The 15616-nt window shown below is 57.4% G+C and carries 9 protein-coding genes and 2 pseudogenes; 9 read left to right on the top strand and 2 right to left on the bottom strand.

What is annotated here, in order from left to right; translation table 11 throughout:
* The 8 genes and pseudogenes from ACMX25_RS39830 to ACMX25_RS39795 form a co-directional block, all read left to right on the top strand.
* A partial coding sequence (locus tag ACMX25_RS39830) for an IS4 family transposase (RefSeq protein ID WP_414949048.1) occupies positions 1-876 on the top strand: 876 nt, incomplete at its 5' end.
* Between the two features lie 25 nt (positions 877-901).
* Positions 902-1489 carry an OLD family protein gene (locus tag ACMX25_RS39825; protein ID WP_414955308.1) on the top strand — a complete coding sequence of 196 codons (588 nt, stop codon included), beginning with the start codon at positions 902-904 and terminating at the stop codon, positions 1487-1489.
* 150 nt (positions 1490-1639) lie between these two features.
* Entirely contained in the window at positions 1640-2263 is a 624-nt protein-coding gene (locus ACMX25_RS39820; RefSeq protein ID WP_414955307.1) for a hypothetical protein, read from the top strand.
* The gene (locus ACMX25_RS39815) at positions 2229-4691 is read left to right on the top strand and encodes a hypothetical protein (RefSeq protein ID WP_414955306.1); all 2463 of its coding nucleotides are present in this window, start codon (positions 2229-2231) and stop codon (positions 4689-4691) included. The genes ACMX25_RS39820 and ACMX25_RS39815 overlap by 35 nt, the downstream gene beginning before the upstream one ends.
* A pseudogene (locus tag ACMX25_RS39810) lies at positions 4600-5465 on the top strand (DUF932 domain-containing protein). Before ACMX25_RS39815 ends, ACMX25_RS39810 begins: the two are co-directional and overlap by 92 nt.
* A gap of 129 nt (positions 5466-5594) precedes the next feature.
* Positions 5595-7632: pseudogene (locus tag ACMX25_RS39805) on the top strand (ParB/RepB/Spo0J family partition protein); the annotation flags it as partial.
* A gap of 1271 nt (positions 7633-8903) precedes the next feature.
* A complete protein-coding gene (locus tag ACMX25_RS39800) occupies positions 8904-10076 on the top strand; it encodes a porin (protein WP_414955305.1) in 1173 nt (390 codons plus the stop codon).
* Between the two features lie 139 nt (positions 10077-10215).
* Positions 10216-10512, top strand: coding sequence for a hypothetical protein (locus ACMX25_RS39795; protein WP_414955304.1), 297 nt, complete (start codon positions 10216-10218; stop codon positions 10510-10512).
* A 661-nt stretch (positions 10513-11173) separates the two neighbouring features.
* Here ACMX25_RS39795 and ACMX25_RS39790 read toward each other — a convergent pair.
* Both ACMX25_RS39790 and ACMX25_RS39785 read right to left on the bottom strand, forming a co-directional pair.
* On the bottom strand, positions 11174-11683 hold the full coding sequence (locus tag ACMX25_RS39790; RefSeq protein WP_414955303.1) for a flavin reductase: 510 nt from the start codon (positions 11681-11683) through the stop codon (positions 11174-11176).
* Between the two features lie 17 nt (positions 11684-11700).
* Positions 11701-12294, bottom strand: coding sequence for a cyclase family protein (locus ACMX25_RS39785; RefSeq protein ID WP_414955302.1), 594 nt, complete (start codon positions 12292-12294; stop codon positions 11701-11703).
* Between the two features lie 607 nt (positions 12295-12901).
* On the opposite strand from ACMX25_RS39785, the gene mdeB reads away from it, so the two are divergent.
* Positions 12902-15616, top strand: a 2715-nt coding sequence (gene mdeB, locus ACMX25_RS39780) for an alpha-ketoglutarate dehydrogenase (protein WP_414951278.1), incomplete at its 3' end; no start/stop codon positions are given.

Here is a 15616-nt window from a genome sequence, read left to right as displayed (position 1 = left end):
GGATTTCCGTTAGCCTATCTGGTTGCGGTGATCTGTCTGGCAAGCGGCGCAGTGCTGGAGGCGGCGCTCGGAACTTATGCGGGCAAAGGCAGCGGGGAGCTGGCGGCGTTTCGCATGCTGCAAAGCTCGTTTCGTCGCGGTGACGTGATCGTTGCTGACGCCTTGTACTGCCACTACTTTCTGATGGCCTCAATGATCGCCGCCGGGGTGGATGTCGTGATGGAACAGCATGGGGCGCGCCACACCGACTTTCGGCGCGGCAAGTCGCTGGGCACGCGCGATCACCTTGTGACGTGGCCCAAACCCCAGCAGTGTCCCGCCTGGATGACGCGTGAGCAGTACCAGGCCTTCCCCGATGAACTGACAATGCGCGAGTCCAGGCTGCATCACCAGGTGCTGGTCACCACGATGCTTGATGCACGCAAGACCCGCAAACAGGACCTCTCGCAGTTGTATGCCAGGCGCTGGAACGTGGAACTGGATCTACGTAACATCAAGACAACGATGGGCATGGATGTGCTGCATTGCCAAACGGCCCACATGAACGAGAAGGAGATCTGGGTCCATCTGCTGGCCTACAACGTAATCCGGCTGCTGATGGCCCAAGCCGCCAGCCACTACGCCACGGACCCGAGAGCACTGAGCTTCAAGCACACCGTGCAGCTATGGACTGAATGGCTGGCCAGAGGGCTGACGGCAACGCACGACCAGAGTCTCCTGTTCAGCCTGATCGCACAGTCCCGTGTTGGGAATCGCCCCGGTCGCATCGAACCACGAATGCGTAAACGTAGACCGAAGTCTTATCCATGGCTGAAAGAGCCTCGTCACATCGCTCGCGAGCGCGCCCGAAAATATGGGCACGCTCCTCGGGCTTAAGTAAGTGCCATTCGGGCTAGGCGTTGTGCCCGATAGTCGCGTAAAGGTTCTCCTCTGCGTAGAGGGCCCGACCGACGTTGCAGCATTCAAATACCTCAGCCGGGCGCTGCATGCAGCGGACAATACGATTCCGGACCTGACAAGCGACGAGCGAGTCGCTTTTGTCTTGCTTGGCGGATCGACGCTCAAGCACTGGGTCACTCAACACTATCTCCGCTCCCTAAACCGGCCGGAGGTGCATATCTACGACAACGACGTGCCGGTGTATGCGGCTTCGGTTGCCGAGGTAAACCAGCGGACGGATGGATCGTGGGCGGTTGTGACGAACAAGTATGAGATCGAATGCTATCTGCATGCGGATGCGATCGGGGACGCTTTTGGTGTCGAGGTTGTTGTTTTGGATCAACCGGGACCCGATGAAAAGGCTGTGCCCAGGTTATTTGACGAAGCCTACTTCGCCAAGCAGAAAACCGATGCCGTCATGAAGGATGGCGCAGCGAAGCTCAGGCTTGCGAACAAGGCTTTTCCGTTGATGACGGCCGAACGTCTGGCAGCGAGAGATCCTCGCGGAGAAGTGGAAGGCTGGTTCAGGCGAATAGGCGGGATGCTTTAGTGCACAAAATCGACTCAACGACCAGACTCATTTTCCGAAGAAAATTATAGAATTGGACCGATGATGGGTAATGTTTCGCGAAAGACCGATACGGTCCGCGCGTCCCGCGACGGACATGAGTACCATGAGGCGTGGACTGCCCGTAAGGCCATGCAGCTGTTACTGGCCGACGACGGACTCGTTGGGATTGCAGTCGAAGGTCTTGAACCTGATGACCAGATTGTTGCCCCAGCCGAGGCTGTCGAAGTCGCTGACCTCACGTTGTATTTCGGGAAGGCGCCGGGGTTTGAACATTCCCACACGGTAGCTGTCGTCCAGTTCAAATACTCTCCGAGCCGAGCGAACACGGACTTCCGCGCCAGTGACGCGAAGAAGACGATTCAAAAGTTCGCCATTGCCTACAAGGGCTTCATCTCCCAGTATGGCTCCCGACAGGTTGAAGCGAAGCTCCGTTTTGAACTTTTGACGAATCGCCCCATCTATCCGCCACTGCTGATGGCGATCGACGGAATGGGGAAAGGAACGCGCCTCTCAGGCGAAGCCAAAGATCAGGCGGCTCAGTTGAAGGTTGCTGCTGCGCTTGACGACGCTGCTCTTCCCGCTTTCCTGCAAAAGCTTGTTGTTGTTGGCAGTCGCGGGAGTTTGGCCGCGACCAAGAGTGAGTTATCCATGCTGCTGGCACGCAGGGTCCGCGAGTACCGATTTGAGGGCGGCGGCTCTCCTCGGTGCGATGCGAGACATGGTTCGCACCAAGGCAGGCTACAGCGGCATTGACCGCAACGTCATCCGGGAGCCTGACGTTCTTGCTGCACTCCAGATTGCCGAGCGCGAAGCGCTGCTACCGTGTCCGTCGAGTCTAACCACGGTGTCAGACATCGTTCCACGTGAGCAACTGGATTCAGCGATAGCCCTGATTCCGACGTTGACCACTCCAATGCTGGTGCACGCAGCCGGCGGCGTCGGGAAAACCGTTTTCATGGAAAGTCTGGCGAAAGCGCTCGAAGCGCGGTTCGAGACTATTTTCTTCGATTGTTTCGGTGGCGGCGCGTACAGGTCCCCTGAAGACGCGCGGCATCTACCCAAGCACGGCCTTGTCCATATTGCGAATTCACTAGCCTGCCAGGGCCTGTGCGATCCGATTATTCCTGGCGCTGATGACTTGCAGGGCCTGTTGAAAACATTCCGCCGCAGGCTCGAGCAGTCTGTGAGGACGCTAGCAACAGTCGCGCCGCGCAAGGAACTGCTAATTTTTCTCGACGCAATTGACAATGCGACTGAACACGCGAAGGACGTGCAAGAAGAGTGTTTTCCCGTGCGACTCATCGAGAGCCTGCAGCAAACACCGGTTGTGGGTGTGAAGCTTGTCGCGTCTTCGAGATCACATCGCATTCCTATACAGCATTTGTCATATTGTGACTTTGAACTGCGACCATTTAGCCCGGTGGAGACGGCTACCTATCTGCGCTCCCGTATGCCCAAAGTCAGCGAGCTCGAGATACGTGTCGCGCAGGCGAGATCCAATGGGAATCCTCGCATTCTCGCGTATCTGATTGGTGCCGGAGGGGGATTGCTGGATGCGTCGGAAATCGACAGTAAGATTGAATTGACCGATCTGATTCAACAACGGCTCGACAGGGCCCTTGCTGCCGCGACCAGCCGCGGCTATAAATCTTCCGATGCCAGTGCCTTCCTGGCGGGACTTTCGGTTTTGCCCCCGCCAGTACCGCTTGCGGAGTATGCGGAGGCACACGGGCTGCAACTGAGTGAGATCGAGAGCTTCGTTGCTGACTTGTGGCCTTTGCTGGAACGCACGCGTCATGGACTGATGTTCCGCGATGAGCCGACAGAAACACTTGTGCGAGAAAAGTATGGGTCGTTGATCGAGCCGCTACGAAAGGTTGCGTTCAATCTCTTGGCCCGTCAGGAACATTCCATTTATGCGGCGCGCGCTTTGCCGGGTCTGCTGCAAAAACTAGGTGACGGACAGCAACTGTTCGATCTGGCGTTCGACGACAGGTTTCCAGCAGCGATCACCAGCACCGTCGGTAGACGCAATATCCGCTATGCACGCCTCCGGGCGGCCGTGCGCTACGCGGCCAACAGGGAGGATTTCGACCAACTCGTGCATCTGCTGGTCGAGTTGTCAACGGTCGCAGCCGTTGACCGCCGGGGCGCCGATTATATTGTGGAGGCGCCTGATCTGGTCGTCGCGGCTGCGGACGTGGACGCGACACGGCGCCTTTTCGAAACTCGCACACCATGGCCCGGGACGCGCCACGCTCGACTAGCTATTGCGAATACGCTAGCGGGCGACCTGGACGAAGCGTCCCGTCACGCTATCAGGACACAGGACTGGCTTAGCCACGCATGGCAGCAGGACCAGAATAGTGGTTTGGGTCGGGAAGGACCGCGAACCTTGGATAACGCGGCCATCCCTCTGTACATGATCGCGCGAGGCAGACATGACCAGGCACTACGCTACATGCGTGGCTGGGAAGCCTGGTATGCGTTTGAAATCGGGAAATATCTTTTTTCTTTTCTCCAGCAAAGGGATGTCATCACGGGTTCCGGCACGGAGACAAAAGCATTTCTGGCCGCGCTCACGAATGAAGTAGGTTGCATTGCCGCCGCATTGTCGTTTGTCGAGTTAATGCCAACGCCACAGAAGAAACTGGTTGTCATGCTGGCACGAGCCTGCACGCAGCGGACGAAGTTCGTCATAAGAGCGGAATTCGGACGTGATGGTGGTTATCGGCTGGACGACGGCTTGCGCAAGGCTTCAGTGATTGCCGCGTCGTACGGCATGCCGCGTGAGGCGGCGGTCATCGCCAGACGAGCAACGTACAAGCGACCTGAGCTGTGGTCGTTTCGGGATCATTTCGGCGGCTCGTACGTATTCCCCTTTCTGTTCGACATTGCACTTTCGGCTGCATTGAAGGGCATCGATTTGTGCGAACGGGACGTTGTCCCGGCCGAGCTGGTGAAGTTCTGCCGGGGTATAAAAAGCGGACTTCGCGGCCCGGATTTCCGGAACGAGTTAAAAAGAAGACTGGAAAGGCACTGGAAGGCAGGCGGCAGTGACACAGACGGTGATAGCAAGAAGTTTTCATATGAAACCAAGAGGGAGGCAGAGGAGTTCACTCGCTTCCTCTTTCCGTTACGGCTCCCCGATGCTCCGCGCCGAATCGCCCCTGTCGGATGACCAGATCCGTCGCGTCGCCCCTTCCATCTTCGCGGACGGCAAGCACGAAAGCCGCTCGGAGCGCTACACCTATATCCCCACCATCGACGTGCTGCGTGGCCTGCGCAATGAAGGCTTCCAGCCCTTCATGGTCTGCCAGACCCGCGTGCGCGATCAGGACAAGCGGGAATTCGCCAAACACCTGATCCGCATGCGCCCCGCGAGCAAGATTAACGGTGAGGACGTCAACGAAATCATCCTGCTCAATTCGCACGATGGAACAAGCTCTTATCAAATGCTGGGAGGCGTCTACAGGTTTGTTTGCCAGAACGGCATGGTCGCGGGCGAAACCGTTGGCGAGGTGCGTGCGCCCCACAAAGGCAATATCGTGCAGAACGTCATCAACGGCGCGTTCGACGTGCTCGACGGCTTCGACCTGATCCGCGAACAGAAGGAGGGCATGCAGACCGTGACGCTCAACCGTGACGAACAGCACGCGTTTGCCCGCTCCGCGCTCGCGCTGCGCTACGACCCGACCGACGCCGACGTGCCCGTTCCGATCACCGAAAGCCAGCTTCTGAACGTGCGCCGCTTCGAGGATCGCCGCGACGACCTCTGGGTCGTTTTTAACCGAATTCCCGAATTCAGGAAAACATGACCAAGGGTGGTCTGCATGGGCGCTCGCTCAGCGGGCGCGCCATGTCCACCCGTCCCGTCACCGGCATCGACCAGAACGTGAAACTGAACCGCGCGCTCTGGATGCTCGCCGACGCCATGCGCCAGATGAAAGCGTAAGCACGGCACGGGCGGCAGCCCAACGCCACCTAGCTTCCGATTTATACCATCAGGATTCCTATCCGGTTCAAGTCTTGATGGTATCCCGTAGCACCCTGACCCGGCACTTTCCATTTTATGGAGTCAATCATGCAAGCCCATGAAGTCCAAACCACCGCCGAAACCGTGGCCGACACGGCGGACGCTGCCGAAACCGCGCCCGTACTCGAAACCACCGTTGGCAAAGAGCAGCCGGTCGTGACCGTGCCCTATTCCAGCCTGCATCCCTCGCCGCTCAATGCCCGTACGAACCCGCTCACGGGTATTCCATCGCTTGCCGTCAGTATCCGCGCAAAGGGCCTGCTTCAGAACCTCGTCGTCCATGAGATGAACGGCTCGCGCGGCAGGCAGCGCAAATACGGCGTCTGTGCTGGGCAGCGCCGCGAGGCGGCACTCGACCTGCTGTTCGAACAGAAAGACATCACCGCCGACTATTCGGTCCCCGTGCGCATCGTCAGCGAAGGTGAAGCCCTTGCCATTTCGCTGATCGAGAACAGCGAACGCGAAGAGCTCGACCCGTTCGACGTGCTGCGCGCCTACCGGATGCTGGCCGAGGAGGGTCGTAGCATCGATTACATCGCCGCCCTTTTCTCAGCCGCGCCGATCACGATCAAACGGCGCATAAAGCTCGCCAGCGCCTCCCCGAAACTGCTCGCCTTGCTGCGCGAGGACGCGATCACGCTCGACCAGCTTTCAGCACTCGCGCTCACAGATGACCACGAGACGCAGGAACGTATCTGGTTCGATGCGAATGAGTGGCAGCGCCAGCCCAACTATCTGCGGCAAGCGATCACGCACACCGAGATCGACGCGAGCCGCAGCCGTCTGGCGCGCTTCGTGGGATTGGACGTCTATGAGGCAGAGGGCGGTTACGTGAGACGTGACCTCTTCAGCGACGACGAAAACGCCGGTTACATTGCCGACGCCGAACTGCTGCAACGTCTTGCCGCCGCGAAACTCGACGCCGCCGCCGAAGAAGTCCGGGCCGAAGGTTGGGGCTGGACCGAACAGCGTATCGAGCGCGACGTCTTCGAACTGAACCGCTATGGCAGGCTGCAACCGGTGCAACGGCCCCTCGCCGATGACGAACAGGGGGCAATGGATGAACTCACCGCGCAGCAGGACGAACTGGCCGAAAAGTTCGAAGCATTGTCGGAGGACGATGAGAACGCCTACGAGGCAGGCGAACGCCTCGAAGCCGACATCGACAGGGTCAACGCTGCCCTCATCGCGCTTGAAAGTTGCACGTCGACGTGGGACGCGCAGCAGATGGCCGAAGCGGGCGCATTCGTGATGGTCAGCCCGCAGGGCCAACTGGTCATCGAAAGGGGTCTGGTGCGCCGCGAGAACAGCGCGGCACTGGATGCGGTGGACGCGACCGTGACCGGCACGCCGGAAACTCAACGCGCATCCGGCGAAAGAGGAAACCGACGCGAAGGAGAAACCGATCCACAGCGCAAAGCTCTGCCAGCGCCTCACTGCGCATCGCACCGCCGCTGTTCACGCGGAACTGATCGCGCAGCCATCCGTCGCACTCACGGCCATCCTCCAACGCCTGATTCCGGTAGTCTTTCCGGAGGGGTATGGGTCGGGTTTCGCACCGCATGCGCTGAAACTGTCCTGCACGAGCAACCGCGACAGTCTGCTCGGCGCGGCGGACGATCTGCCCGCGAGCACTGCATGGAGTCTCATCGAGGCGCAGCGCGAGCGGTGGGACCGCGAACTCCCTGCGCGGCGCGCGGACCTGCTGCCGTGGCTGATCGAACAGGACACCAGCACGACCCTCCTCGACCTGCTCGCCTTCTGCACCGGCGCGCTGCTTGACGGTATCGCGGGCGACGAAAAGCCTCACGCCATCAATGCGCTCGCGAGCGCACTGAACCTTGACATAACTCGATACTGGACGCCCACGCGCGCCTCGTATTTCGATCACGTCAGCAAGGCGCGCATCGCGGAGGTCGTCGCCAGCGCCGTGTCGCCGAAGATTGCCGCCGACCTCGGCAAGATGAAGAAGGCCGACGCGGCGTCCGCCGCTGAACTGCGGCTCGTGAAAGCCGCATGGGTCCCGGAAATCCTCACCGATCGCGAAATCCCTGCCGCACCCTCTTGGCATATCCACGACGATGAAACTCAACTGATACCTCTCAAGCAATCCGATATCACGCACGCAAACTTAGTTTCCTGAAATTCCCGGTCCAGCCTCAGGGGATCAGTTCAGCCCAGTTACCAATCAGATGGGCGGGCGAAAAGTCACGCAACAGGTGGCTGGCGTTCGTGGTTCTTGCAAGAAAATATCATATGAAAAATTCTGCCCCGAAGCGCCAACCGCTGCCGACCAAATCTGTACGACTAACTAACCATATTCGGATGCTGGATTTATGCTTATATCAGGATAAAATGCTGTTTTGGTCAATGTTTTAGTAAAAAAGAATAAAAAAATCTGCTGCATCTGCGGCAATATATTTTGCATGAAAACAAATATTTTATTCTGACGCCCCCTTAAAATTTGTTATTAACACTTCCCCAACAACATTCATCGACGTTTCTTACGTCAATGGGTTTTTCCTCACTGCTTCTCGTAATACATTTACGTCATAGTTAGTACGCTCGAGCGGAATGAATTGCTCTGGCTCCTCATCGCAAGGAGCGCAGCATGGAATTACGGCAAGTCAACATCTGCGACCTGATCGACGGCCGAAGAATTGGCAGATAGGAATGCTTCATTGTCACGTTCTGCGCGTTTCTCATGCCATTTGACGGCTTCGACACACAGATCATCAGTTTCATTGCAACAGTGCTTGCGAAGGAATGGCATCCGTCTGAACCAGACATGGGGTCGATCCTTTCCGCAAAACTATTTGGATTACTAATGGATTAGCTTGACAATCCGTTATCACGGACCGATTTGACACAAAAAGGATGGCTTTCGCGGCGATGGGTCTCTTCGGGCTATTTAGCGTATTGAATGTTTTTGCACCAAGTGTGCCACAGCTCCCAAGCCGGTTCCTAACCCCATCGGCTTGGGAGCTGTTACACCGCGCGCAGTCGGCCTTGTGTCTGAGTTCAGCGCTAAAAGAACCCGTACCACTTTCGTCGTTCTCGTTTATATCGGCATCTCTTTGGGGTTTATCTCCGCAGGTTTCTGCAGCGGCGCTCGATTTCAATGTTGGGCTGGAAAGGACCGTTGTGGCTGGGTGGCCTTACGGCACTGGGATTGACCTTGTTACTCGTCCCATTACTGCCAGAAGCGGCGGCTTTCTTATCGAGGTGCAACCGTCGGACCGAGTGCTCCACGCTACCACACGGCCCTTCCGTCCCCTCGTAACAAAGGAAGTGTCGCACTGAACCCGCGGTCAAAAGCACATTTGCACAGCATTAACCACTAAGATTGGAGATCTTATGAAAACGAAGAATGTGGGCTTCATCATCGGCTCTGCTATGTGCCTGGCGAGCTCCGCGGCCTATAGCCAGAGCAGCGTCACGCTGTACGGCGAAATTGACGAAGGTATTCATTATCAGTCAAACATCGGCGGTGGCAAATCGGTCTATATGGATTCTCTGGACGGCATCGATGGCAGCCGTTGGGGACTCACCGGCAAAGAAGATTTGGGGGGCGGCCTCAAGGCAATTTTTACCCTCGAATCAGGCATCAACATCAATAACGGTCAATTCGGCCAAGGTGGTACTGAATTCGGCAGACAAGCATTCGTCGGGCTCAGCAGCGACAGTTTTGGCTCTCTTACTGCCGGCCGTCAGTACGACATGGTTTGGTATTTCCCTGAATTTCTGGCTGGAAACTCAGCGGTTGGAGACTTGCCCGGCGGACACCCAGGCGACATCGACAATGTCAGCAACAGTATCCGCTTCAATAACTCCGTGCGGTATATGAGCCCCGACTATCACGGCCTGTCCTTTGGGGCGGAATACAGCCTTGGTGGCGTGCCGGGTAATTTCACATCCACTTCCGGCTATTCTCTTGGAGCCGGTTATACGCACGGTGGGCTTCAGACCGGAATTGCGTTCGATTACTTCAAACATCCGACAGCAAGTCCGGGTACCGGTTGGTTTACTGCATACGCAAGTGGGTTCAACTTGCTGGCCGGTTCCCTCAACTCGGCTTACCAAGTAGCACAGGCCTACCAAGACGTAGTGGCGGCCGCGACCTACACGATTGGCAATATGGCGATAAGCGGGTCCTACTCGAACGTCCAGTACGCAAATCTTGGCCAAACTTTCCAGAACGGTACCGCCGTCTTTAACAACTGGGATATTGGCCTCTCCTACCACGTCACTCCTGCCCTGTCCGCGGGGGTGTTTTACGACTACATGGCTGCACGGAGCGTGACTACGGCAAAAGGCCAATCCGTCGGTGACCAGCACTACAATCAGGTCGCGTTCACGGTCGATTATTTATTATCGAAGCGGACAGATGTGTATTTTTCGGGCGGCTGGCAACGAGCTACCGGTACGTCGTCACTTGGACAAGTCGCTGTTGCGGACATCGGCGGATCCGGTGACTCTTCCAACAACCATCAAATGGTTTTTCGGCTAGCACTCCGTCATAAATTCTAAAGCGACCCTCGTGGGTAAGATATCGCGCCTCTAGCCCCAGGACTTTCAGGCTTGACGGTGCGATTGAGGTTTTGCGTAAGAAAGATGCGACGTCCGCGGCTCGCGACGTCGCTTAAAACAACCATTTATGGAGAATTCGATGATGTTGACAACCCGCGTGACCGCCCTGGCCGCTGCAGCATCGATTGTCATTGCGGCGCTGACGGCCCCTGTGGCAACGGCACAAAGCACCGACACGGCAGCCTCTACGCCCAAGCAGGTCCAGAAGGCACAGCGTAAAGCCGCCCACAAGGCGAACCGTGCCAAGAAAAATGCCGAGCTGAAAACGCTCGAAAAGAACGGCTACCAGCCCGGCGGCAACCAGAACAACTACCCGAAAAACGTCCAGGATGCGGAAAAGAAAGCGGCTGCCGCCAAGGCGGCGTCCGGGCAGTAAGGCTATCGAGACGGCTCTTTATCGAGCTGATGACAACCCGCGCTAGCGTTTTTTCATTCGCGTTCTGATTCAACTCAAGTGGCTTTACTACACTGCGGTCACAACGTCGACCTCCATCCAATTAGAGCCACTGTTTCAGACGACCGATAAATCAGCTCACCCGATCCTACCCGATCGTTCCGCGCGTTTGGTTGACCCAGGTTGGGTTGGCCAACTCAGCGGATACCCGATGCTGTCCGAGGCGCTCGTGCTGATGTTCTCGCAGCAGATGCCATTCACTGCACTCGCACGTGCCGTCAGTTTGACTTGGCAGCGCGCACACGCCATCTGCTCGCGCTATGTCGAACTGGTACTAGCGGCAGAGAATCTCTGGGCGATGAACTTGGTCGCAGTCGACGAAACCTCATATCGTCGCGGTCATGAGCATCTAACACTGGTCGCCGATATGCAGGCGCGTCCCCGAGGCGGGAGAACAGCTCTGCCGAGGCATGAACCCTGTCCGCCGTAGCATCGGTTCCGAGCCAGATGCTCCTGAGCCAGCGCATCACCCATATAAGTAGCCCTCGAAACTATTATTTCAGATCGGCATAGCAGTCGGGTCTGCCCTGCTTTCTATGATCCGATTAGGACCTTACGTCAGACCCGACGTGCTTGACTTCCCCTACGTACTGACTAGGGCAGCAGCTTGCAATCCGTGATATCGACGATCAAAGTAAATGAGGCCGCCCTTCTCCGCGCCATCGTCCACTTTAATTCCTTTAACCTCACAAAGGAAAATACGGTGAGTACCTTGACAAATCGTATCAACTATTTTGCAATCGAACGCCACTAATGCATCCTCCAAAACAGGGGCGCCGGTTTTCAGCGTGCTCCACGTTGTTCCTGCAAACCGTTCTTCCATGCTGACACCTGCGCCGAACTTGCGGGATAGAGCTTCGTGCGATGCGCTAAGTGTGTTCACGCAAAGCACACCGTTTTCGATCAATGCATGATGTGCTGAAGATTGCTGATTGACACAAACGAGTAGCGTGGGTGGTGCGTCGGTAACGCTGCAAACAGCTGACGCTGATATACCGGCTTTCCCAGCAATCCCGTCGGTGGTAACAATGTGAACCGCAGCGCCGAGCCTGGCCATCCCAGTTCGGTAGCTAAGTTGTTCTTGGCTAAGCATGATGACATCCTTTTTGCTTACTGCACCGCGCCGGGTATTTCTGCCACCACGCGGCAAGAGAGTCCACTAAAGCCAATTAAACCCGTCCAGGCGGTGTACATCTTGAACTCATTCCTACCGACCGCACTGTGGAGCTCGTCGATTTTGTTCATGTTCTCAATGATGAAACCGCCATTCTCACCCACCGAAATATCTGCTGGACCATGCTCATCGCCGCGACGCAGACCTGCAAAATCCAAGCCGATAAAGCCCAGATTCATTTTCCCCAGTACTTGAATGAAATCCCAAGACATTTGAGGATGGTTGGAAAAATATTCACGCGTTCCGTACGAATACTTCGACAGATAGCCAGTGTGGAAAATGACGAAATCACCTTCGCGGACGTCGTAACCTTCGAGAACCTTTTCGGTGATCTCGGTTTCCCCGACGTCACCTACATAGACGATTACGCCTCGGCGGACGGCGAACTCAGTTGGCGGTCGAGCCTGCCCCTCGTATACGTCAAGATGGGTGCCAATGTGCCCTTGGGACATAAAGCTATTTTGGTCTTGGTTGGCTTTGCTAACAACAGGATCGTGCATGTCGATTGCCAGCGTTAGGTCGAGGAACATATATTGTCTCCAGTAGTATTGTCGTGTACTACTTTAAGGCCTCGATGAAGGCGTGCGCCACTTAATACAAGTCACAATACATTCCAAATCGGACACTGGTGCGGCCGTACCTCCACGTCTCGAGGTACATCCCCATACTTTCTCGTCGCCCAAGCTTGCGATGGTAACGCGTTGGATGTCAAAGCGCATGTGCGCGCGTGCAGCCAACCAGTGTCGCGCAGCACGGTCGTAGACATAAAGTTGTCGGAGTCAATTCGGTAGTACAAGTTCGCTACCAAAAAATGCCGGTCCACTCATAAAGAAACGATCTGAAGGATCGCAACGGTATCCGATTTATATCGCGGGGTGTCGGATCTCGATAACTTAGCAGCGCGTTATCCACTCATGCTCAAAAGGTGCCGTGGATCAATAGTCCGAAGTCCAGCCAGAGCCAATTATTCTCGGCAGATGGGGGTAGACGAAATTTATACGCTGTTTAAACACCGTAACTGAAGAAACTCAGTGGCATATTTTGCGACTCAACAGCTAAGCTCTAACGAAAGCTAACGCTATTCCCCCACTCTAACGAAAGCTAACGCTATACCCCCATTCAATGCGGAGCCGTGCCATGACTGATTTATCCAGCGGAAGCGAACAGATCCTGTCGATATCCCGAGGTCGCGAAGACACCGATCCCGAGGAGACCGCCGAATGGCTGGAGGCGCTGGATGCAGTCACCGAACACGTCGGCCGGGATCGCGCGCAATACCTTTATGACCGCCTCGCGGAGCATGCGCTTTCGTTGGGTATCGAGTCGTCACGTGCGCGTGTCACGCCTTATATCAACACCATTCCTGTTGCAGAGCAGCTGCGTTATCCGGGCAATCTGGAGATCGAGGAAAGGCTCGCCGCCGCGTTGCGCTGGAATGCGCTCGCGATGGTCGTGCGCGCCAACAAGGCTTACGGCGAGCTTGGCGGTCACATAGCGAGCTATGCGTCCGCAGCCGATCTCTTCGAAGTGGGCTTCAATCATTTCTTCCGCGCGGCTGCACCGGACGCGGGCGTGGGCACGGGTGGCGATCTTGTCTATTTCCAGCCGCATTCATCGCCGGGTGTGTATGCCCGCGCGTACCTCGAAGGCTTTCTTAGCGAAGAACATCTGGAGCATTACCGGCAGGAGATAGCAGGACCCGGACTGTGTTCGTATCCGCATCCGTGGCTCATGCCGGACTTCTGGCAGTTCCCCACGGGCTCGATGGGCATCGGTCCGATCAACTCGATCTATCAAGCGCGCTTCATGCGTTACCTGCAAAACCGCGGCCTTGCGAAGACGCAGGACCGCAAGGTGTGGGGCTTCTTTGGCGATGGCGAGATGGACGAGCCGGAATCGATTGGCGCGTTATCCCTCGCTGCGCGCGAACAACTCGACAACCTGGTGTTCGTCATCAACTGCAATCTGCAGCGGCTCGACGGACCGGTGCGCAGCAACGGCCGCATTATCGACGAGCTTGAAGCGCAGTTCATTGGCGCGGGCTGGAACGTGATCAAGGTCCTGTGGGGTTCCGACTGGGACGCGCTCTTCGCACGCGATCAGACGAACGCGTTGCTGCGTGCGTTCGCCCATACGGTCGATGGCCAGTTCCAGACCTTCTCGGCCAACGATGGCGGTTATAACCGCGAGCGCTTCTTCGGCCAGAATCCCGAACTCGCCGCGCTGGCTTCGCATCTGAGCGATGAAGATATCGACGGCTTGCGCCGTGGCGGCCACGATGTGCGCAAACTGCACGCGGCTTACGCGAAGGCGCTGGGTCATCGAGGCCAGCCAACCGTGATCCTTGCCAAGACGATGAAAGGCTTCGGCATGGGTACATCGGGTCAGGGCAGGATGACGACGCACCAGCAAAAGAAGCTTGGCTTCGATGACCTGAAGGCGTTCCGCGATCGTTTTCGCCTGCCGCTGTCGGACGCCGATGTCGAAGCGGTCAAATTCTACAAACCTGCGGAAGACAGTCCGGAGATGCAGTACCTGCACGCACGGCGCGCAGGTCTTGGAGGTTATCTGCCCAGAAGGCGGAGAGTGGCGTCGGAGGCGCTGATCGTCCCGCCGATGACAACCTGGGGCCAGTTCGCCATCGACGCGGCCGGCAAGGAGATGTCGACCACCATGGCGATCGTGCGCATGTTCGGTACGCTGATGAAGGATGCAACGCTGGGCCCTCGCGTGGTGCCCGTGGTCGCCGATGAAGCGCGCACCTTCGGCATGGCGAACATGTTCCGACAGGTCGGCATCTATTCGCCGCTCGGGCAGTTGTACGAACCGGAAGATCTCGGTTCCATGCTCTATTACCGCGAGGACACCAAAGGACAAATTCTTGAAGAGGGCATTTCGGAAGCGGGGGCAATGTCGTCATGGATTGCCGCGGCGACGTCGTACAGCGTGCACGATTTGCCCATGCTGCCGTTCTACATCTATTACTCGATGTTCGGTTTTCAGCGCATTGGCGACATCATCTGGGCCGCGGCGGACCAGCGCGCACGCGGGTTCCTGATCGGTGCGACTGCGGGCAAGACCACGCTTGGCGGCGAAGGGCTGCAGCATCAGGATGGCAGCAGCCACCTGGTGGCATCGACGATACCGAACTGCCGCGCCTACGATCCCGCGTTTGCTTATGAGCTCGCGGCTATCGTCGACGAAGGCATGCGCGAGATGGTCGAGCGCCAACGCGACGTGTTCTATTACGTCACGGTGATGAACGAGAATTACGCGCAGCCATCGGTGCCCGGCGGCGACCTCGAGACCCTGCGCGAGGGCATCCTCAAAGGCATGTATCCGCTCGCGACGGCACCGGACGCGACGGCGCAGGTGCAGTTGCTCGGCGCCGGCGCGATACTCGTCGAGGTCATCGCGGCGCAGAAAATGTTGCGCGACGATTGGGGCATTGAGGCAGCGGTATGGAGCGTGACGAGCTTCACCGAATTGCAGCGCGACGGCATGGCGTCTGAACGGCTTGCGCGTCTCGGCGAGATGGCTCCGGCGCCGTATGTGAGCACCATGTTGTCTGCATCGCGCGGCCCGGTGATCGCGGCAACGGACTATGTACGCGCCGTGCCCGAACTGATCCGCGCTTACGTGCCGCGTCGCTACGTGACGCTCGGCACCGACGGCTTCGGTCGCAGCGACACGCGTCAGGCACTGCGCGAGTTCTTCGAGGTGGATCGTGCATCCATTGTGATTGCAGCGCTGAAAGCACTGGCCGAGGACGGGGAGATCGATATCGCCATCGTGCGAAAAGCGTCGCAGCAGTATGGGAAGGTGGCGTCGGCGCTGGGCGCTCCCTGGCAG

The organism is Caballeronia eucalypticola (assembly GCF_047608185.1).
Lineage (GTDB): Bacteria > Pseudomonadota > Gammaproteobacteria > Burkholderiales > Burkholderiaceae > Caballeronia.
This window is presented reverse-complemented; position numbering and strand designations above follow the sequence as displayed.

What these genes read in the sequence shown, in the direction of transcription:
- ACMX25_RS39785 (WP_414955302.1), bottom strand. Translation starts at nt 12,294, where the DNA reads ATGTTCCTCGACCTAACGCTGGCAATCGACATGCACGATCCTGTTGTT.
- ACMX25_RS39800 (WP_414955305.1), top strand. Translation starts at nt 8,904, where the DNA reads ATGAAAACGAAGAATGTGGGCTTCATCATCGGCTCTGCTATGTGCCTG.
- ACMX25_RS39790 (WP_414955303.1), bottom strand. Translation starts at nt 11,683, where the DNA reads ATGCTTAGCCAAGAACAACTTAGCTACCGAACTGGGATGGCCAGGCTC.
- ACMX25_RS39795 (WP_414955304.1), top strand. Translation starts at nt 10,216, where the DNA reads ATGATGTTGACAACCCGCGTGACCGCCCTGGCCGCTGCAGCATCGATT.
- ACMX25_RS39820 (WP_414955307.1), top strand. Translation starts at nt 1,640, where the DNA reads ATGCAGCTGTTACTGGCCGACGACGGACTCGTTGGGATTGCAGTCGAA.
- ACMX25_RS39815 (WP_414955306.1), top strand. Translation starts at nt 2,229, where the DNA reads ATGGTTCGCACCAAGGCAGGCTACAGCGGCATTGACCGCAACGTCATC.